This is a genomic window from Amycolatopsis tolypomycina, from assembly GCF_900105945.1.
In the GTDB taxonomy this organism is placed as follows: Bacteria; Actinomycetota; Actinomycetes; order Mycobacteriales; family Pseudonocardiaceae; genus Amycolatopsis; species Amycolatopsis tolypomycina.
Window position 1 is genome coordinate 524,468 of the sequence record NZ_FNSO01000002.1, and the last position, 19,505, is coordinate 543,972.

Genomic DNA, 19,505 nt, shown 5'->3' on the forward strand with positions numbered 1-19,505 from the left:
ACCCAATGTGGCGTTCGGTGCGTCCAACGCACCGAACGCCACATTGGGGCGCTTGGGACTCAGGACGCGGGGCAGGCGCGGAGGTCGGCGCGGGTGAGGCGGATGTCCGGCCAGCCGCGCAGGTCCGACGGCGACGTGAACCGCCGCGTGCAGCCGACCGACTTGCCCGCCAGGTCGTACACCTCGCCCAGCACCGGGGCCGCCGTGCACTTCGGGGTGCCGGACGCGGCGTCCGGGCAGTCGTGGCGGACCACGATCACGTCGGGACTGGCGTCGCCCGTGACGTCGTAGAGCGAAAGCGTCCCGGCGTCGGCGTAGAACGGCTTGCCCGGGTCGCGCCACACGCCCCCGCTGCCGACGAGCAGCTCGCCGTACGCGGCCGTGCCGTCGTCGCCGACGTCGCCGCGGACCAGGCAGGCCGGGGCCGGGCCGTCGATGCAGCGCAGCGAGTCCTGGTCCAGCCGCACGCCCAGCTGGGCGAGGGACAGCTCGAACACCGTGCCCGGCTCCGGCCCGACGCGCAGGCGGGCCGAACCACCACCCGCGTCGGTGAGCAGCACCACCGGCGTTCCGCCGACCGTCACCGCCGCGAGCTGGCGGCATGGGCCGCCGCCGCAGGTCACCGCGGGTGACACCGGCGCGGCGGCCGGTTCGGCCGGTCCGGTGGCCGCCTCGGGCCGCGGCCGCAGCACGAACACCGCGCCGATCGCGCCGATCGTGACCACCGCGGCCAGCACCGCGGTGAGCAGCGCCGACCGAGGCGTCCGCGCTGCCGTAGTCCGCATAAGACAGAGCGTAAGCCGCTTCGCGGCCGGCTGCGGGCAGCGCCCCGTCGCGATGTGGTGGGTTCAACCCGACGGGGTCACGGGTAGCGGAACGTGTCCGTCTATGTTGTCCGGGTGACGAACCCGAACCTCCCGCCCGCCCTGTACCTCCCGACCGGCCCGGTCAGCGCCGAGACCGAAGGCGCGTCGATCGAGCTGCGCCGCACGCCCGACGGCCGCACCGCGCTGGTCGCCTTCACCGCGCTCGACCGGCTGATCGACTGCTGCGGCGAGCACCAGCCGTGGGTGCTGGTGAACACCGAGCACCTGCCGAAGGTCCACAAGGCGAACCCGTACGACGTGATCGTGCTCGACTCGCCGCTGCCCGAGGAGCTCCGGCACCACGTCTGAGCGTGGTTCACCTCTCACTCAAGAGACTCGCGACGTCATATCCGTAGACTTCCCTGATGCCGCGTGGGCGGTCAGCAATGCAGCTGTCGGACGCAGGAGGTGCGGGGTGGCCGAGCAGGTCGGCGAAACCACGGGTGGTCCGGTGACCAAGATCCTGGTCGCCAACCGTGGCGAAATCGCGGTACGCGTCATCAGAGCCGCGAAGGACGCTGGCCTGGCCAGTGTCGCGGTGTACGCCGACCCGGACCGAGACGCGCCACACGTCCGCCTGGCCGACGAGGCCTTCGCGCTCGGCGGCACCACCGCTGCCGAGAGCTACCTCAACTTCGACAAGATCCTCGACGCCGCCAAGCGGTCGGGCGCCGACTCGGTGCACCCGGGCTACGGCTTCCTCTCCGAGAACGCGGACTTCGCCCAGGCCGTCCTCGACGCCGCGCTGACTTGGATCGGGCCGAGCCCGCAGGCCATCCGCGACCTCGGCGACAAGGTCACCGCGCGCCACATCGCCATGCGCGCCGGCGCACCGCTGGTGCCGGGCACGAAGGAGCCGGTCAAGGACGCCACCGAGATCGTCGCGTTCGCCGACGAGCACGGCCTGCCGGTGGCCATCAAGGCCGCGTTCGGCGGCGGTGGGCGCGGCCTCAAGGTCGCCCGCACCCGCGAGGAGATCCCGGAGCTGTTCGAGTCGGCCACGCGCGAGGCGGTCGCCGCGTTCGGCCGCGGCGAATGCTTCGTCGAGCGGTACCTGGACAAGCCGCGGCACGTCGAGGCCCAGGTGCTGGCCGACATGCACGGCAACGCGATCGTCGTCGGCACCCGCGACTGCTCGCTGCAGCGGCGGCACCAGAAGCTCGTCGAGGAGGCGCCCGCGCCGTTCCTGAGCGACGAGCAGCGCAAGCGCATCCACGAGTCGGCGAAGGCGATCTGCAAGGAAGCCGGGTACTACGGCGCCGGCACGGTCGAGTACCTCGTCGCCGTCGACGGCACGATCTCGTTCCTCGAGGTCAACACCCGGCTGCAGGTCGAGCACCCGGTGTCGGAGGAAACCACCGGCCTCGACCTCGTCCGCGAGATGTTCCGCATCGCGCGCGGCGAGCCGCTGCGGATCACCTCCGACCCCGAGCCGCGCGGCCACTCCATCGAGTTCCGCATCAACGGCGAGGACGCCGGCCGCGGCTTCCTGCCCGCGCCGGGCACGGTGACGAAGTTCGTCGCGCCGAGCGGCCCGGGCGTGCGCGTCGACTCCGGTGTCGAGTCCGGCAGCGTGATCGGCGGGCAGTTCGACTCGATGCTGGCCAAGCTGATCGTCACCGGCTCGGACCGCAACAACGCACTGGAGCGCAGCCGCCGCGCGCTCGACGAGATGGTCGTCGAGGGCATGGCGACGGTGCTGCCGTTCGACCGCGTGATCGTCAACGACCCGGCGTTCATCGGCGACGAAACCGGCTTCAGCGTGCACACGCGCTGGATCGAGACGGAGTTCGACAACAAGATCGAGCCGTTCGTGGCGCCGGACGTCGAGGCCGCCGAAGAGGAACCGCGGCAGAACGTCGTGGTCGAGGTCGGCGGGCGCCGGCTCGAGGTGTCGCTGCCGGGCGGGTTCGCGCTCGAAGGCGGCGGCGGGGGCGGCACCGCCGTCAAGGCGAAGCCGCGCAAGCGCGCCGGCGGCACCAAGGCGGCGGTCAGCGGCGACGCCGTCACGGCGCCGATGCAGGGCACGATCGTGAAGGTGGCCGTCGAAGAGGGCCAGACGGTCGAAGCCGGTGAGCTGATCGTCGTCCTCGAGGCGATGAAGATGGAGAACCCGGTCACCGCGCACAAAGCGGGCACCGTCACCGGGCTTTCGGTCGAGGTCGGCGCCGCCGTGACGCAGGGCACACAGCTGCTGGAGATCAAGTAGCACGGTTCGTTACGGATGTCGTGGTGGGCCGCCCCCGAGGCGGCCTACCATCGACTACGTGACCGAAGTCCCGTCTCCGCAGCTGCGGATCAGCGACCAGAACCGTGAGTCCGCGCTGTCCGCCCTCGGGGAGCACATGACCGCGGGACGGCTCGACATCGACGAGTACGGCGAGCGCTCGGCCCGGATCACCGCGGCCAAGACCCGCGGCGAGCTCGGCGAGATCTTCGCGGACCTGCCGGCGCCGCACCCGGCGTACGAAGACGTCCCCCAGGCCGTCGCGGCGCCTGAGCCGGCTGCGCCCGCGCCCCGGCCGTCGGGGACTCCCGAAAACTGGTCGCCGCCGCAGCGGTTCGTCGCCGCGATCTTTCCGCTGACCCTCATCGCCGCGATTGCGTTGATCGCCACCGGCACGGTCGGGTGGGCGATCATCTTCCTGCCGATCGGTGTCGGCGTCTTCGGCAAGGCGATGTGGGGGCACGGCTGGAACCACGACCAGCGCCACCGCGACCGCCACGAGCGGCACGTGCGCGACCGGCAACGCCGCCGCGAGCTGCGCGACTCCTACCGGCGCGAGCTGGGTCGCTGATCCGGCCGTGGGCGACATGCGGTTGAGCGACGCCGAACGCCAGGACGCCCTGGACGTTCTCGAAGAGCACGTCCGCACCGGACGGCTCGACATCGACGAGTACGGCGCCCGGACCGCGAAGGTCACCGCGGCCAAGCGGGTCAGCGAGCTCATCCCACTGTTCGACGACCTGCCCTCGCCCCGCCCGAGCGCGTTGCTGAACGGCGCGGCCGCTCCCGGCGTGCCGGTGATGTCCGGCGAGAGCCCGCTGGCCGGCTTCCTGACCCGCAGCGCGGTGCCGATCGCGATCGTGCTGGCGATCGTCGTGCTCATCCTGTCGCGGGGCCGGTTGCTGATCATCTCGGTGGCTTTGCCGCTGGTGGTCGCGGCGATCGCGGGGATGCGCCGCCGCCGATCCTGATCGCTCCTTTCCCCGGGGCAACCTGCTGCCGCGGTCAAGCGTGGTGATCACGCAGGTCGGGGGAAAGGGAGGGATCCATGAACAAGATGTGGGCGCGATCGGGGGTGCTCGCCACCGTGGCGATCGCCGTCGCGGCCTTGGCGGCGGTGCCGGCGCAGGCCGCGCAGCTGAGCTGGCAGCCGGCGGTGCTGCCGTTGCCCGCCGGAGCCGACCCCGCCGGGCACGGTTTCCTGAAGGCTTCGAACGGCCGCGGCGAGTACACGGGGTCGTTCATCGTCGACGGCAAGCTGCAGGTCGTGAGCTGGCGCGGCGGAAAGCCGGTGCTGCGCGGCGTTCCGGACGGCTTCGAATGGGCGATGGCCGAAGACGAGAACGGCGCCGGCACCGTCGTCGGCACGGCGATCGACTACGACACCGGTGCCTTCCGGTCGTTCGTGCTGGACGCGACCGGGTTCCACCTCCGCGAGACCCCGGCGGGCTACCGGGAGGCCCAGACGACGGCCGTCAACGCCCGCGGCGACGTGCTGGGCCAGGTCTTCGGCGAGGACCCGGCGCGGAACGGCGCGATCGTGTGGCCGGCGGACGGCGGCGCGCCGGTGATCATCCCGGCGACGCACCAGTACGAGATCCCGCTGAACATCGACGACGACGGGACCGTCCTGTTCTCCTCCTACGAGTCGGGGCTGTTGTGGAAGGACGGCAGCTACCGGGAGCTCACCGCACCGGGGTTCCGGTACACGAGCGGATCGGCGATCCGCAACGGCGTCGTCGTCGGCTCGGCCTCGGACGGCACGGTCGCGGGTTCCCGGGCCATGCGCTGGAACTCCGCGGGGGTGGCCACCGTCCTGCCCGGCGGCGACGCCGCGTATGCGCTGAACCGCGCGGGGCTGACCTACGGGACGGCTCCGGTACCGGGCTCGTTCCGCGGGACGCCGACCACGTGGTTCGGCACCACCCCGAGCGGCGACCTGCGGCAGCCCGGCAGCTATCCGAGCTACCAGGCGAGCCAGGTGACCGACAACGGAACGTTCGCCGGCATCGCGTCGAACGGCCCGCTCGACGAGGGCGGCGTGCCGGTGGTCTGGCGCCTGGCGGGGTGAGCGGCCCTTGATCGCCGGGCCGGGGGCGGCGTGCTCCCGGCCTGGCTAGGCTGGGCGGAGTGGAACCGGTGGAGATCAACGCGGGCACGTACTACCTGCGCCAGCTGCGTGCCGACCGGCACATCGACGACCGCCCGCTGCTGATGGAGGCGTTCGCCGACCCGACGCACCGCAAGTACGTGCTGAACTACCGCTTGCGCACGTTGGACGAGGCCACGGAGTACGTGGCGTTGCGGGCGGCCCAGTGGGCGGGCGACGAGCGCTGTTCCTGGGCGATCGCGGAGCCGACGTCGGGCCGGCTCCTGGGCGAGGTAGGCCTGCGCGAGCTGAACCTGGACGCGTCGTACGCGGAGGCGACGATCTGGGTCCACCCGGCCGAGCGAGGCAAGGGCATCGCGACAACGGCGTTGAACGCGGCACTGCGCTTCGGCTTCGGCGGCCTGGGGCTGACCGAGGTGAGCTACCGCTACGAGGAGAGCAACGCGGCGTCGGCGATCGTGGCGGAGCGCTGCGGGTTCACGCTGGTCGGCCCGGAGGCGGAGCGGGCGCCGACGGGTGAGCGGCTGATCCGCTGGCACCGCACGTCCTGAGCGCCACCCGGCCCGCCGCCGGAGCTCAGCTCACCGGCTCCACGATGCCCGCCCGCGCCTCCGGGGCCGCCGACCTCAGTGCGTCGGCCGCCTCGTCGCTCGGCTGGGACTGGGACTTGCGTTCCGCCTCCACCCGGGCCCGGTAGACCTCGATCTCGTGCTTCACGGTTTCGGGTGACCAGCCGAGGACCTCGCCCACCAACGTCGCCACCTGCTCGGCGCAGTCCACGCCCCGGTGGGCGTACTCGATCGAGATGCGCGTGCGGCGGGCCAGGACGTCCTCCAGGTGCAGCGCCCCTTCGTGCGAAGCCGCGTACACCACCTCGACGCCCAGGTAGTCCGGCGCGTGCTCGATCGGCTTCAGCAGCTCCGGGCGGCCCTCCGCCGAGGCCAGGACCTCGTGGACCAGCGAGCCGTAGCGGTCGAGCAGGTGCCGCACCCGGTAGGGGTGCAGGCCGTGCTCCGCCGCCAGGTGGTCGGCCTGGTTGACCAGCGCGTGGTAGCCGTCCGCGCCCAGCAGGGGGACCTTGTCCGTGATCGACGGCTGCGAGCGGCCCGGCAGGTCCACCGCCGCCGCGTCGACGGCGTCCGCCGCCATCACCCGGTACGTCGTGTACTTGCCGCCCGCGATCGCCACCAGGCCCGGGGCCACCCGCGCCACCGCGTGCTCGCGGGACAGCTTCGACGTCTCTTCGCTCTCCCCCGCCAGCAGCGGGCGAAGGCCGGCGTACACGCCTTCGATGTCGTCGTGCGTCAACGGCGTCGCCAAGACCGTGTTGACGTGCTCGAGGATGTAGTCGATGTCGTGCTTCGTCGCCGCCGGGTGGGCGAGGTCGAGGTTCCAGTCGGTGTCCGTCGTGCCGACGATCCAGTGGTTGCGCCACGGGATCACGAACAGCACCGACTTCTCCGTGCGCAGGATCATCCCCGACTCCGAGACGATCCGGTCACGCGCGACGACGATGTGCACGCCCTTGCTCGCGCGCACCCGGAACCGCCCGCGGCCGCCCGAGAGGCGCTGCAGCTCGTCGGTCCAGACGCCGGTGCAGTTGATCACCGCGGCGGCCGAAATCTCCGTTTCGCGCCCGTCCTCGACGTCGCGCACGCGCACACCGGACACCCGGTCGGCTTCGCGCAGGAACCCGACGACCTGGGTCGAGGTCCGCACGACCGCGCCGTAGTGCGCCGCCGTCCGCGCCACCGTCATCGTGTGGCGGGCGTCGTCGGACTGGGCGTCGTAGTAGCGGATCCCGCCGATCAGCGCCGAGCGCTTGAGCGCCGGCACCATCCGCAGCGCGCCGGCCCGGGTCAGGTGCTTCTGCCCCGGGACGCTGCGGGCGCCGCCCATCGTGTCGTACATCAGCAGCCCCGCCGCGGTGTACGGCCGCTCCCACACGCGGTGCGTCAGCGGGTAGAGGAAGCTGACCGGCTTCACGAGGTGGGGCGCGATGGTCGTCAGCATCAGCTCGCGCTCGCGCAGGGCCTCGCGCACCAGGCCGAATTCGAGCTGCTCCAGGTACCGCAGGCCGCCGTGGAAGAGCTTGCTCGACCGGCTCGACGTCCCGGAGGCGAGGTCGCGGGCCTCGACGAGAGCGACCCGCAGCCCGCGCGTCGCGGCGTCCAGCGCCGTGCCCGCCCCGACCACGCCGCCGCCGATGACGACGAGGTCGAACGTTTCCTTGCCGAGCCGCTGCCACGTCTCTTCCCGCTTGACCGGGCCCAGTCGAGCCGGGTTCGTCTCCGCTGCGTGCTGCGCCACGTGACATCCTCCTCGTACCGCCGAGGCTTCCAGCATCGCACGACCTGGTGATCATCCGCCCGTCCACGGATGACACTTGTGGCGTAACCCTCCGCGATCTTGAAAAGATTCGGCTGCCCGGTGCTTGGAAGTACCTTCTACGCCCCGGTAACGTCGCGCGGACGTGGGTCGGCAACGGTGCCGTGGCACGCCGTGATCGACCCTGCGCAGAGTGTCCAGTGTGGAGGTGCAGCGGTGAGTGCTGGGGCAATAATCGTCTGGGAACTACTGGGAACGGCGACACTGATCCTGCTCGGCAACGGCGTGGTGGCCAACCACGTACTGCGCAAGAACAACGGTCACAACGCGGGCTTCCTGTTCATCAACCTCGGCTGGGCCTTCGCCGTGTTCACCGGCGCCAGCATCGCCGCGCCCAGTGGCGCGCACCTCAACCCGGCGGTGACCCTCGGGCTCGCGATCGCTGGCGACAAAGGAGTGAGCTGGGCCGACGTCCCGTTCTACTTCATCGGGCAGATGGCAGGCGCCATCCTCGGCGCGGTGCTCTGCTGGGCGACCTACAAGCTCCAGTTCGACGACCACCCCGAGCCCGAGAACACCCTGGGCATCTTCTCCACCGGACCGCAGATCCAGAACACCGCGTGGAACCTCGTCACCGAGATCATCGGCACGTTCGTCCTGGTTGCCTGGATTCTCCTGAGCCCGGTCTACGCCACCGGCGACGGCGGGACGCCGAACTTCGGCAACTCCGCGCTGGGCTACGCGGGCGTGTCGTTCGTGGTGCTCGTGATCGGTGCCTCGCTCGGTGGCCCGACGGGCTACGCCATCAACCCGGCCCGCGACCTCGGCCCGCGCATCGCCTACGCGTTCCTGCTGCCCATCCGCAACAAGGCGAACGCCAACTGGGGCTACTCGTGGATCCCGGTCGTCGGCCCGCTGGTCGGCGGTGCGATCGCCGCGCTGGTCTACCTCCTCGTCCACAACCTGACCTGATCGCCCTCCCTCTCGGATTCCTGGAGTACAGATGACTTCGTACGTAGCCGCGATCGACCAGGGCACCACCTCGACCCGGTGCATGATCTTCAACCACGAAGGCCGCGTGGTCTCCGTCGACCAGCGCGAGCACGAGCAGATCTTCCCCCGCGCCGGCTGGGTGGAGCACAACGCGGAAGAGATCTGGGAGAACACGCGCCGGGTCGCCGCCGGCGCGCTGGCCAAGGCCGACCTGACCGCCAAGGACATCGTCGCCGTCGGCATCACCAACCAGCGCGAGACCGCGCTCGTCTGGGACAAGACGACCGGCAAGCCGGTGTACAACGCGATCGTCTGGCAGGACACCCGCACCGACAAGATCGTCACCGAGCTCGGCAACCTCGGCGGCGGCCAGGAGCGCTACCGCGACAAGGTCGGCCTCCCGCTCGCGACCTACTTCTCCGGGCCCAAGGTCAAGTGGATCCTGGACAACGTCGAGGGCGCGCGCGAGAAGGCCGAGGCCGGTGACCTGATCTTCGGCAACATGGACACCTGGGTGCTGTGGAACATGACGGGCGGGGCCGACGGCGGCGTGCACGTCACCGACCCGACCAACGCCTCCCGCACCATGCTGATGGACCTCGACACCCTGCAGTGGGACGCCGAGATCGCCGGCGAGATGGGCATCCCCCTTTCGATGCTGCCGGAGATCCGCTCCTCGTCCGAGGAGTACGGCAAGGTCCGCGAGAAGGGCGCGCTGGCCGGCGTCCCGATCGCGGGCATCCTGGGCGACCAGCAGGCCGCGACGTTCGGCCAGGCCTGCCTCTCGCCCGGCGAAGCCAAGAACACCTACGGCACCGGCAACTTCATGCTGCTCAACACCGGCACCGAGAAGGTGATGTCGCAGAACGGGCTGCTCACCACGGTCTGCTACAAGATCGGCTCGAACGACACGGTCTACGCGCTGGAAGGCTCCGTCGCCGTCACCGGTTCGCTGGTGCAGTGGCTGCGCGACAACCTCGGCCTGATCACGACCGCGGCCGAGATCGAGGAGCACGCACGCAGCGTCGAGGACAACGGCGGCGCGTACTTCGTCCCGGCGTTCTCGGGTCTGTTCGCTCCTTACTGGCGCTCCGACGCTCGCGGCGCGATCGTCGGGCTCACCCGGTTCGTCAACAAGGGCCACCTCGCCCGCGCGGTGCTGGAGGCGACCGCCTTCCAGTCACGCGAGGTCATCGACGCGATGAACGCCGACTCCGGAGTCCCGCTGAAGTCGCTCAAGGTCGACGGCGGCATGGTCGTCAACGAGCTGCTCATGCAGTTCCAGGCCGACATCCTCGGCGTGCCGGTGATCCGCCCGGTGGTCAACGAGACCACCGCGCTGGGTGCCGCCTACGCCGCCGGCCTCGCCGTCGGGTTCTGGAAGTCCGAGGACGACATCCGCACCAACTGGGCCCAGGACAAGCAGTGGGACCCGTCGATGGACGACTCCCGCCGCGAGCGCGAGTACCGCAACTGGAAGAAGGCCGTCACCAAGACCTTCGACTGGATCTCCGAAGAGGACTGACCGGCCGGGGCCGGGGGTGCCGCCTGCCGGCGCTCCCGGCCCGCCCGGTCACACCTCCCAGCCCTCCGGCTCGCCGGATTGCTCGTTCGGCGCGATGATCATGAACGGCACACCCTGGTCGTCGGCGACCCGTACCTGGCGTCCGTACGGCGAGTCGAAGGGCTTTCCGTCGACCGTGCCGCCGAGCTCGGTCACCTTGGCCGCGCTCGCGTCGGCGTCCGCCACCCAGAAGTACGCCGCCCAGTAGGACGGCACCTCTGGTGGCGCCGCGGCCGGCACCGTGCCGACCCCGCCGACCGGTCGCCCGTCGAGCAGCAGGACCGCGTACGAGAAGTCGTCGCCGGAGATGTCCTGGAAGCCGTAGCCGAAGACCTGCTCGTAGAACGGTTTCGCCGCGGCGAAGTCCCGGCTCAGGCACTCGTTCCAGGCCAGCGTGCCCGGGGCCGCGGTGACCTGCGTGCCGATGTGGTTGCCGGCCTCCCAGAGCCCGAAGACCGCACCCGCCGGATCGACCGCGACGGCCATCCGGCCCTCCTTCAGCACCTCCATCACCGGCATGACGATCTGCCCGCCCGCCTCGGTGACGGCCGTGGCCGTGCGGTCCACATCGGACACCGCGAGGTACGTCGTCCAGAACGCCGGGACGTCCTGGCCCGGTGGGGTCTGGCCGATGCCGGCGACCGGGCGTCCCCGCAGCTCCGCCATGCCGTAGAAGCCGGTCTCCTCACCGCCCCGCCGCACGTCCCAGCCGAACAGGCTGCCGTAGAAGGCGATCGCCTTCGCCTGATCGGGCACCATCAGGTCCACCCAGCCGGGCGTACCTTCGGGCCATCTTTCGTCCCGGAAAACCATGCCGACTCCCAACCCTCGTCCGCGCCGCCTTCGGTGACGACCGGCACAGTGTGGCACCGGGCACCGACAAAAACCGAAAATCAGGCCTGGACCAGCCGGGCGTAGACGACGATGTTGTCCACGTAGTTGCGCGCGCTCCGGTCGAAGACGCCGCCGCAGGTGATCAGCCGGAGCTCGGGCCCGGCCGTGTCGTCGTAGACGCCTTCGCGTTCGAAGTCCTTCTTCGGGACCTGGTGCACCTTCGTCACTTCGAACACGGCCGTGGTGCCGTCCTTGCGGGCGATCGAGACCCGGTCACCGGCGGCCATTTCCTTGAGCCGGAAGAAGATGCCCTTCTGGTGGTTGCCGTCGACGTGCCCGAGGACCACGGCCGGGCCGACCTCGCCCGGTGTCGGCGCGTACGTGTACCAGCCGGCCTGCAGCGGCGTGGTCACCGGCGGCACTTCGACGGTGTTGTCCGGGTTGAGCCCCAGCGGGACCAGCGACGAGTGGGCGTCGATCTTCGGGATGTCGATCGAGACGGGCTCGGACTTCGGCAACGCGGCGACGGCGTCCTCGCTGCTCGCCTGCGGTTCCGGGACCACCGCGACCGGCTGGGCGGGCGGCGGCTGCGCGGTGCCCGGGTCGTGGCCGCCGCCGAGGGTCACCGCCAGCACCACCAGCGCGGCGAGCAGCGCCACGACGAGGGCGATCAGGAAGCCTCGCCTGCTGCCCGTGCTCCTCGTGCTCATGCTCTCCCCCGTCGCTCGCGCCCTGCAAGTTCACACGTCCGGGTGGTTCTTTCGGTTGAGCCCCGACGGTACCCCGGGGTCAGCGGCGCCGTGCCCGCCGCGCCAGCACGAGACCGGTTCCGCCGACGGCCAGCACGCCCATGGCGGCCGCGGCCGGGAAGCCGGAACCGTCGACCGGGCCGTCGGTGCCCCCGGTTTGCGGGGCGCCCGACGGCACCTTGGCGACCTGCTGGGGAGCCGGCTGCCCGGCCGGGAGGACCTCGATCCACGCGACAGAGTCCTCGTAGCCGCAGTGCAGCGTCACGGCGTACTTGCCGGGCTTGACGTTCTTCACGGTGCCGACTGCCCATCTGCGGGGATCGCCGGGCTTGCCGAAGGTCAGCGCCGCCGACTGGACGAGGACCTTCTCTTCGGGCCCGCGCGTCTGGCAGGCGAAGTCCAGGTTCACGCGCGCACCCGGGACGGCCTTGGCCGGCGAAACGGTCAGCTGACGGGTGACCCGCGTGATCGGGCCGTCCGGGTCCGGCGTGCGTGTCGCCGTCGGCACGGACGGCGACCCGGACGGCGTGGTGGCGAACGCGGCGCCGGGCGCGACGACCAGGAAGGCGGCGGCGACGCCCGCGACGACAACAGCGTTCTTCATCATTTCTCCCCTGTGAATTCCGAAATGGAAAACAACGGGTGACGGACACCGTTCGCAGTTCCCCCTGCGCCGGGTGGCAGCCCCCACCTACGCTTCCCAAGACGTCTCCACCTGCGGTTGGTTGCGTCCGGAGGTCACGAATACGTCGCGAAAAACGGGAGCCCACGAAAAAAGCCGCCCCTCGGGGCGGCTTTCGGTTCGGGGAATCAGGGAGTCAGCGCCGCCGAGCCGCCACCGGTCTGCGGAGCTCCCGACGGCACCTTCGTCACCTGACGCCGTTCACCCAGAACAGTGAACTTCGTGGTCAGCTCCGCGCCGCCGCAGAAGAAAGACACCTGGTAGACGCCCGGTTTCACGGGCTTCACGATCGCCGACGCGGCCGCGGCGGGCGCTTTGGCCGGGTCGTTCTGCCGTCCGACGCGCCGCAGGGCGCCGACGGTGAGCACGGACGACGTCGGGGTGCGTGTGCTCGCGGCTTCGCAGCCCAGCCGGATCTGCACCTTCGCGCCCGGGCGGGCGGCGTTCGGCATGACGCGGAGGTAGGCCTTCGGGTTGCCGACGTGCTCGGCGGGCGTGGCCGCGAAGGCCGCCGGAGCCGAGAGCAGCAATCCGCCGGAAACGGCGGCGACGGCCAGCACCTTTTTCATTTCCAACCCCTTTTCCCTCCCCGGGAGTTCTGCTTCCAAGACGCTCTACCTGCGAAGAAGGTTGCGTCGGGGCACGAAAAACCGCCCCGGAGCGCGGCTCCGGGGCGCTTGTCAACGTTTTCGGGAATTCAGCCGGCCATGCTGCCGTCGCCCGCCTTCGCGGCACCGGACGGCACCTTCGCGACCTGGGCGGCGGGCACGGTGAACTGCGTCGTGTAGGTCTGGCCGCCGCAGGTCACGGTCAGCGGGTACGACCCCGCCGCGGCGCCGGGCTTCAGCTCGACGTCGGCGCTGATGTTCGCGTCGACCCCCATGAACGGGCCGGGGGTGTAGTTGGAGAACGTCAGCACCGGCGAGGAGAACGCCGGCGACGGGCCTTCGCACTTCGCCAACGCGACGTTCGGCGCGTCGCGGACGTACTTGTCCACCAGCGTCTGGTTGATCGCGGTGTTGACGTTGAGCTGGACCATGCCGGCCTTCGCGCTCGGTGCCGGGCTGGTGCTCTGCGCCATCGCCGGTCCCGTCAGCGCCGTCGTCCCGATCACCGCTGCCGCAACGAAAACCACCGTCTTGCGCACGTTCGCACCCTTCGCGTCCTTCAGCCTTACAACCGACAAGACGCGACGGGGCGCGACGGGTTGCCTACCGATCTAGTCGAGATCGTCGTGGCGCATGAGCTGGCGCCCGGCCTCGGTGATCGAGCCCGAAAGCGACGGGTACACCGAAAATGTCAGTGCCAGGTGGTCCACTGTGAGCTGGTTCTGGACGGCGAGCGCGATGGGAAGGATGAGCTCGCTCGCCTGCGGCGCCACGACGACTCCACCGACGACCACGCCGGTGGCGGGGCGGCAGAACAGCTTCACGAAGCCTCGGCGGAGGCCCTCCATCTTCGCGCGCGCGTTGGTGGCCAGGGGCAGCATGATGGTGCGCGCGGGCACCTCGCCGGAGTCGATCGCCTGCTGGCTGATGCCGACGGTGGCGATCTCCGGGTGGGTGAACACGTTGGCGGCGACGGTCTTGAGCTTGATCGGCGCGACGCCTTCGCCCAGCGCGTGCCACATCGCGATGCGGCCCTGCATGCTCGCCACCGAGGCCAGCATGAGCACGCCGGTGCAGTCGCCGGCGGCGTAGATCCCGGGAACGGAAGTGCGTGAAACGCGGTCGACGGTGATGAACCCGCCGGGGCCGGGCGAGATGCCGACCTTGTCGAGGCCGATGTCCTGGGTGTTCGGGACCGACCCGACGGTCATCAGCGCGTGGCTGGCTTCGATCACGCGGCCGTCGGCGAGGAAGATCTCGACACCCTTTTCGGTGCGCTCGACGCGGTCGGCGCGCGCCTGCTTCGCGACGGTCGTGCCGCGCTGGGAGAAGACCTCCTCGAGCACCGCGGCGGCGTCGGCGTCCTCGTGCGGGAGGACGCGGTCGCGGCTGGAGACGACGGTGACCTTGACGCCCATCTCGGTGTAGGCGGACGCGAACTCGGCGCCGGTGACGCCCGAGCCGATCACGGCGAGGTGCTCGGGCAGCTCCTGGAGCTCGTAGAGCTGGCGCCAGTCGAGGATGCGCTCGCCGTCGGGCACCGCGCCGGGCAGCACGCGCGGGGTGGCGCCGGTGGCGATGAGGACGACGTCGGCGGGCAGCTTCTCGGTGCCGTCCTTCGTCGTGACGGCGACCTTGTGCGTCGCCAGGCCGGGCTCTTCGTCGCAGAAGCGTGCCTCGCCGGCGATGACGCGGACGCCTTCGCGCTGGACGCGGGCGCGGATGTCGGCCGACTGGGCGAGCGCGAGGCCCTTCACCCGGCCGTGGACGGTCGGGAGGTCGATGCTGGTGTCGGCCAGGTCGGTGTTGACGCCGAGCTCGCCGAGGTCGTGCATCTTCGCCAGCGCGCCCGAGCTCGCGATGAACGTCTTCGAGGGGACGCAGTCGTAGAGGACGCAGGCGCCGCCGAGGCCGTCCCGCTCGACGATCGTGACGTCGGCCCCGTGCTGGGCCGCGACCAGCGCCGCTTCGTAGCCGGCCGGGCCCCCGCCCATGATCACGATCCTGGTCACCTGGGTCCTCCTAAAGGCAGTCCGTGCGGTGCTCTCACCGTACGCGGCGAAGGTGACGGGACACCGAAGTGGGCGAACACGGCGAGTGCGTCCACTCGGGTGAGCGAGGTGTCGCTACGCTGTCGGCGTGCCGTTGTATGCCGCGTACGGATCGAACATGGAGCCCGCCCAGATGCTGGAGCGCGCGCCGCACTCGCCGATGGCCGGCACCGGCTGGCTGGAGGGGTGGCGCCTGACCTTCGGCGGCGAGGACCTCGGCTGGGAAGGTGCCCTGGCCACGATCGTGGAGGACCCGGGCTCGCGGGTGTTCGTCGTGTTGTACGACGTGACACCCCTGGACGAGACGGGCCTCGACCGCTGGGAAGGCGGCGAGCTGGGCATCCACTCGAAGATCCGCCTCCGCGTCCAGACGATGGACGGCTCGGTCCTGGCCTGGCTGTACGTCCTGGACGCCTACGAAGGCGGCTTGCCTTCGGCCCGCTACCTCGGCGTGCTGGCCGACGCCGCCGAGGCGGCCGGCGCCCCCGCCGACTACGTCGACGACCTCAGAACCCGCCCCTGCTCCGGCATCACCGGCTAGCCGTGTCGTCCCTCTGATCACGCGAGTCGACCCTCCAATCACGCGAGTCGACCCTCCGATCACGCCGCCCGGCCGGACCGCCGGTCGAAGGCCTCCCGTAACTCGGTCAGAAGACGGCTCGGGTCCCGCAGGTCGGCGGCAGCGGCACGGACGGTGATCCAACCGCGGGCAGCCATCCTCTGGTCGCGTTCGAGGTCGTACTCGCGTCGCTCCTCATGAGCGGCGAACCCGTCGTACTCGAGCGCGATCTGCCTGCTCGGCCACGCCATGTCGAACACGTAGAGCTTGCGGCCCTCGATGGTCATGATCTCGTGCTGCGGCTCGGGCACCGGGAAGCCGGCTTCGACGACCATCAGCCGGAGCACACTCTCGGGAGGCGATTCCGCCTTGCCCGTGGCCAGGTCCAAGAGCATCAGGGCCCTGTGGATACCTCGCCGGTCCCGACGCTCGGAAAGCCTGTCGCGCACGTTCTCGCGGAGCTTCGCGCTGTGGTCCGGTGGCAGTCCTCGCATGGCTTCGTCGACCGCTGGAAAGGCCGCTCGCTTGTCGCCATCGCAGAGGAAGTCGGCCAGCGCGCGGTCGAGGAGGAACGTGGCGAGACCATCGATCTCGATGACATCCTGATCGCAGAAGCCACCCTGATGCACGACCAGGCCAGGCCGTGATCGGATGCGGCGCGAATAGGGCACCATCACGTGGATCTGACGCTCGTCGGCAGCCGAAATACCGTGCAACGCAAGGGAAGTAACGCCGGCCAACGCGACGGGAGGACCGACAGCCAGCAGCGCGGCCGCTGCTCTTGTCGGCAATTTGAGCAGGTCGGTGGCGTGCACGACGACACCTCGCCATGGCTGCGAAAGCAACCCTCGAGCGAGCCCCTCGAGGACTTTGCGACGCCCTAAAAGCCTGTCCGCTTCAGCGCGCGAAAGAACGCCATGTCGCCTTGCCCAGTCGGTCACAAGATCGAGGATGAGGCCCCGTCGGGCCGAGATGAAAGGGTCTCATCCTCGATCTGTGGACAACTGCCTGCCTGTGGATAACTTGTGTACAACCGTCCCGTGCGGGAACGGTCGACACGCGTGATCAGAGGGTCGACACGCGTGATTGAAGGGTCGACACGGGTTAGGCGAGGGTGGTTAGGGCTGTGTGGACCAGGGTTCGGACTCCGCAGAGGAGGGAACGTTCGTCGAGGACGAAGGTCGGGCGGTGGATGTCGGACTGGGGGGACGGCGGGCCGGACCAGACGCCGAGGCGGGCGAAGGCTCCCTGGACGTGCTCGAGGTACCAGCCGAAGTCCTCGCCGCCGGATGACTGCTCGGTGGGGGCGACCGCGCCCTCGCCGAGGGCCGCTTCGACGCCGGCGCGCATCAGGGCCGTGGACTCCGGGTCGGAGACCACCGGCGGAACGCCGCGGCGGTAGTCCAGGGAGAAGCCGACGCCGGTGGGGGCCAGCAGGGACTCCACCGAGGAGGCGACCAGGGGCTCCAGGGCCGTCCAGACCTCGTGGTCGGCCGTGCGCAGGGTGCCGCGGAGGACGCCGTCCTGGGGGACGGCGTTGGCCGCCTGGCCGGCGTGGACCGCTCCCCAGACCAGGACCGTGCCGGAACGCGGGTCGACGCGGCGGGAGAGCACCGCGGGCAGGGACGTGATCACCGTGCCCAGCGCGTGGACCAGGTCGGCCGTCAGGTGCGGGCGGGACGTGTGGCCGCCCGGCGACGTCAGGCGCAGCTCGATCAGGTCCGCCGCCGACGTCAGGGCGCCGACGCGCAGGCCGACGCGGCCCACCTCGAGGCGCGGGTCGACGTGCAGGCCGTAGATCCGCTCGACGCCGTCCAGCGCGCCCGCCGCGATCATGTCCAGCGCGCCACCGGGCATGACCTCCTCGGCAGGCTGGAAGATCAGGCGCACGCGGCCGGGCAGCTCCGGCGCCCCGGCCAGGGCGCGGGCCGCGCCGAGCAGGATCGCCGTGTGGGCGTCGTGGCCGCACATGTGCGCCGCGCCCTCGGTCGTCGACGCGTACGGCAGCCCGGTCGCCTCCGTCAGCGGCAGCGCGTCCATGTCCGCGCGCAGCGCCACGCACCGCTCACCACTGCCGATGTCGCAGACGACGCCGGTGCCGCCGGGCAGCACCCACGGCTTGAGCCCGACCGAGCGCAGCAGCGTGACGACCAGTTCCGTGGTCGCGAACTCGTGCCGCGACAGCTCCGGGTGTGCGTGGATGTGCCGCCGCCAGGCGAGCACGTCGGTCGCGTTGGCGCGGAGCCAGTCGTCCAGCCAGAACGGGCCGCGGCCCGCACCAAGGTCCTCCACGGGAGCCATGCTTACGCCGGCCTCGGAAATCAGCGCCTCGGACCCCTCCATGGGGTTGATGATGCGCCCTTGGGGGTCGCCTGGAACGTCCGGCCGTGAGTCGAGCACCGTCACGCCGCACCTCCTCCCGCAACACGGGTAACCCGCGCAGCGGCTGGGGTCACGCGTCGTGCCGATCGATCTGTCGTACGCATTTGCAGACGATCGTGCACCATGCAGGCGGCAAGCCGCGCCTCGAAAACGGCCGTCCTAGACGGCCGGTACCGGATCTGCGTTGAACGGCGTGCACTAGTTCGGCAAAGCCGAACGCCTCAGGACCCCTTGGCCCGCTTCGAACGGATCTTGCGCCCCCAGATCACGATGCCGAGCAGGACGACCGCGATCAGGCCCGCGACCAGCTTGTTCCGGGTCTTCTCGCTGTTCGCCTTGTCCGTCTGGGCCGGGTCGAGGACCGGGCCCGGTGGCTGGGTCTGCGCCGGCACCAGCGCCGCGGAAGACACGCTCATCGTCACAGCCACCGGCCGCACCGGCGCGGCCATTGCCGGCGAGGCCGTGAACAGCACCGCGCCCAGCAGTCCGACCAGGACCAGACCCCGCAGTTTCGCCATGTCATCCTTTCGCCACGACCAGGCATTCTGCCCGCGGACCGCGCGCCCGTCAGCCACCGAACGCGTCGAGGATCCGCTGTGCACCGAGGGTAGCCGTCAGTTCACCGTCCCGCACCGCCCGCTCGACGTCGGGAACGACCGTTCGCACGTCCGGATGCACCGCCAGGCGACCGAGCAGCTGCTCGCGCACCATCGCCCACGTCCAGTCGACCTGCTGCTGCCGCCGCCGGGCGTCGAGCTCGCCGGACGCGGTGAGCGTCTCGCGGTGCTGCTCGATCGCGCCCCAGACCTCGTCGAGCCGCAGGTTGTGCAGGCCGCTGCAGGTGAGCACCGGCGGCGTCCAGGACGCCTCGGGCCCGTAGATCATCCGGAGCGCGCCCGCCAGCTCCCGCGCCGCGCGACGAGCGTCCCGCTCGTGGTCGCCGTCGGCCTTGTTGACCGCGATGACGTCGGCGAGCTCCAGCACGCCCTTCTTGATGCCCTGGAGCTGGTCACCCGTGCGGGCCAGGGTCAGGAAGAGAAAGCAGTCGACCATGTTCGCCACGGTCACCTCGGACTGCCCGACGCCGACCGTCTCGACCAGCACGACGTCGTAGCCCGCGGCCTCCATCAGCACGATCGTCTCGCGGGTCGCCCGCGCCACCCCGCCGAGCGTCCCGGACGTCGGCGACGGCCGGATGAACGCTTTCGGGTCCACCGCCAGCCGCGCCATCCGGGTCTTGTCGCCGAGGATCGACCCGCCCGTCCGCGTCGACGACGGGTCCACCGCCAGCACGGCGACGCGGTGCCCGGCGGCGGTCAGGTCGGTGCCCAGCTGGTCGATGAATGTCGACTTGCCGACACCGGGGACGCCGGTGATGCCGACGCGCCGCGCGCCGCCTGCCGACGGCAGCAGCTCGACCAGCAGCTCCTGCGCCAGCGCCCGGTGGTCCTCCCGCTGCGACTCGACCAGCGTGATCGCCTTCGACAGCGTCCCGCGGTCACCCGCGAGCACCCCCTTGGCGTAGGCGGTGACGTCGATCTTGCGCGGCAAG

At 70.8% G+C, this 19,505-nt stretch carries 21 protein-coding genes; 9 read left to right on the forward strand and 12 right to left on the reverse strand.

Translation table 11 applies throughout. From position 1 onward, the window contains the following. Positions 1-59 precede the first annotated feature (59 nt). The gene (locus BLW76_RS04035; RefSeq protein WP_091304493.1) at positions 60-785 is read right to left on the reverse strand and encodes a hypothetical protein; all 726 of its coding nucleotides are present in this window, start codon (positions 783-785) and stop codon (positions 60-62) included. A gap of 114 nt (positions 786-899) precedes the next feature. On the opposite strand from BLW76_RS04035, the gene BLW76_RS04040 reads away from it, so the two are divergent. The 6 genes from BLW76_RS04040 (at position 900) to BLW76_RS04065 (ending at position 5,754) form a co-directional block, all read left to right on the forward strand. Beyond that, the gene (locus BLW76_RS04040; protein ID WP_167384460.1) at positions 900-1,175 is read left to right on the forward strand and encodes an SAV_915 family protein; all 276 of its coding nucleotides are present in this window, start codon (positions 900-902) and stop codon (positions 1,173-1,175) included. Positions 1,176-1,281: 106 nt separating this feature from the next. Further along, positions 1,282-3,075, forward strand: coding sequence for an acetyl/propionyl/methylcrotonyl-CoA carboxylase subunit alpha (locus tag BLW76_RS04045; protein ID WP_091304495.1), 1,794 nt, complete (start codon positions 1,282-1,284; stop codon positions 3,073-3,075). Positions 3,076-3,133: 58 nt separating this feature from the next. Continuing rightward, the gene (locus BLW76_RS04050) at positions 3,134-3,664 is read left to right on the forward strand and encodes a DUF1707 SHOCT-like domain-containing protein (protein WP_091304496.1); all 531 of its coding nucleotides are present in this window, start codon (positions 3,134-3,136) and stop codon (positions 3,662-3,664) included. Between the two features lie 7 nt (positions 3,665-3,671). Further along, the gene (locus tag BLW76_RS04055; RefSeq protein WP_091304497.1) at positions 3,672-4,064 is read left to right on the forward strand and encodes a DUF1707 SHOCT-like domain-containing protein; all 393 of its coding nucleotides are present in this window, start codon (positions 3,672-3,674) and stop codon (positions 4,062-4,064) included. Between the two features lie 77 nt (positions 4,065-4,141). Then, positions 4,142-5,164, forward strand: a complete 1,023-nt coding sequence (locus BLW76_RS04060) for a hypothetical protein (protein ID WP_244170031.1) — start codon at positions 4,142-4,144, stop codon at positions 5,162-5,164. A 59-nt stretch (positions 5,165-5,223) separates the two neighbouring features. Next, positions 5,224-5,754, forward strand: a complete 531-nt coding sequence (locus BLW76_RS04065; protein ID WP_086849764.1) for a GNAT family N-acetyltransferase — start codon at positions 5,224-5,226, stop codon at positions 5,752-5,754. 25 nt (positions 5,755-5,779) lie between these two features. Here BLW76_RS04065 and BLW76_RS04070 read toward each other — a convergent pair whose 3' ends face one another. Further along, complete coding sequence (locus BLW76_RS04070; protein WP_354843919.1) at positions 5,780-7,549, reverse strand: glycerol-3-phosphate dehydrogenase/oxidase; 1,770 nt, start codon at positions 7,547-7,549, stop codon at positions 5,780-5,782. Between the two features lie 198 nt (positions 7,550-7,747). Here BLW76_RS04070 and BLW76_RS04075 point away from each other — a divergent pair, with 198 nt between their 5' ends. Both BLW76_RS04075 and glpK read left to right on the forward strand, forming a co-directional pair. Further along, on the forward strand, positions 7,748-8,503 hold the full coding sequence (locus tag BLW76_RS04075) for an MIP/aquaporin family protein (RefSeq protein WP_208613202.1): 756 nt from the start codon (positions 7,748-7,750) through the stop codon (positions 8,501-8,503). Positions 8,504-8,534: 31 nt separating this feature from the next. Beyond that, entirely contained in the window at positions 8,535-10,049 is a 1,515-nt protein-coding gene (gene glpK / locus BLW76_RS04080) for a glycerol kinase GlpK (RefSeq protein WP_091304499.1), read from the forward strand. Positions 10,050-10,097: 48 nt separating this feature from the next. On the opposite strand, the gene BLW76_RS04085 is transcribed toward glpK, so the two are convergent. The 6 genes from BLW76_RS04085 to BLW76_RS04110 form a co-directional block, all read right to left on the reverse strand. Continuing rightward, on the reverse strand, positions 10,098-10,901 hold the full coding sequence (locus tag BLW76_RS04085) for a VOC family protein (RefSeq protein ID WP_091304500.1): 804 nt from the start codon (positions 10,899-10,901) through the stop codon (positions 10,098-10,100). A gap of 80 nt (positions 10,902-10,981) precedes the next feature. After that, entirely contained in the window at positions 10,982-11,632 is a 651-nt protein-coding gene (locus BLW76_RS04090) for a class F sortase (protein ID WP_091304501.1), read from the reverse strand. 79 nt (positions 11,633-11,711) lie between these two features. Beyond that, positions 11,712-12,275, reverse strand: coding sequence for a hypothetical protein (locus BLW76_RS04095; RefSeq protein ID WP_244170032.1), 564 nt, complete (start codon positions 12,273-12,275; stop codon positions 11,712-11,714). 206 nt (positions 12,276-12,481) lie between these two features. Then, complete coding sequence (locus BLW76_RS04100; protein ID WP_244170033.1) at positions 12,482-12,922, reverse strand: hypothetical protein; 441 nt, start codon at positions 12,920-12,922, stop codon at positions 12,482-12,484. 128 nt (positions 12,923-13,050) lie between these two features. After that, a complete protein-coding gene (locus tag BLW76_RS04105; protein ID WP_091304503.1) occupies positions 13,051-13,500 on the reverse strand; it encodes a hypothetical protein in 450 nt (149 codons plus the stop codon). Between the two features lie 72 nt (positions 13,501-13,572). Further along, complete coding sequence (locus tag BLW76_RS04110; RefSeq protein WP_091304504.1) at positions 13,573-14,973, reverse strand: NAD(P)H-quinone dehydrogenase; 1,401 nt, start codon at positions 14,971-14,973, stop codon at positions 13,573-13,575. A gap of 127 nt (positions 14,974-15,100) precedes the next feature. Here BLW76_RS04110 and BLW76_RS04115 point away from each other — a divergent pair, with 127 nt between their 5' ends. After that, complete coding sequence (locus tag BLW76_RS04115; RefSeq protein ID WP_187324689.1) at positions 15,101-15,553, forward strand: gamma-glutamylcyclotransferase family protein; 453 nt, start codon at positions 15,101-15,103, stop codon at positions 15,551-15,553. Between the two features lie 59 nt (positions 15,554-15,612). Here the strand turns inward: BLW76_RS04115 and BLW76_RS04120 are convergent, their stop codons facing one another. The 4 genes from BLW76_RS04120 to meaB form a co-directional block, all read right to left on the reverse strand. After that, positions 15,613-16,386, reverse strand: a complete 774-nt coding sequence (locus BLW76_RS04120; RefSeq protein ID WP_091304505.1) for an endonuclease domain-containing protein — start codon at positions 16,384-16,386, stop codon at positions 15,613-15,615. A 289-nt stretch (positions 16,387-16,675) separates the two neighbouring features. After that, on the reverse strand, positions 16,676-17,977 hold the full coding sequence (locus tag BLW76_RS04125; RefSeq protein ID WP_091304506.1) for an amidohydrolase: 1,302 nt from the start codon (positions 17,975-17,977) through the stop codon (positions 16,676-16,678). A gap of 197 nt (positions 17,978-18,174) precedes the next feature. Then, the gene (locus BLW76_RS04130) at positions 18,175-18,471 is read right to left on the reverse strand and encodes a hypothetical protein (RefSeq protein WP_091304507.1); all 297 of its coding nucleotides are present in this window, start codon (positions 18,469-18,471) and stop codon (positions 18,175-18,177) included. Between the two features lie 49 nt (positions 18,472-18,520). Next, positions 18,521-19,504: a methylmalonyl Co-A mutase-associated GTPase MeaB gene (gene meaB, locus BLW76_RS04135; RefSeq protein WP_091304508.1), complete on the reverse strand. Its 984-nt coding sequence runs from the start codon at positions 19,502-19,504 to the stop codon at positions 18,521-18,523. Between the last annotated feature and the right edge of the window lies 1 nt (position 19,505).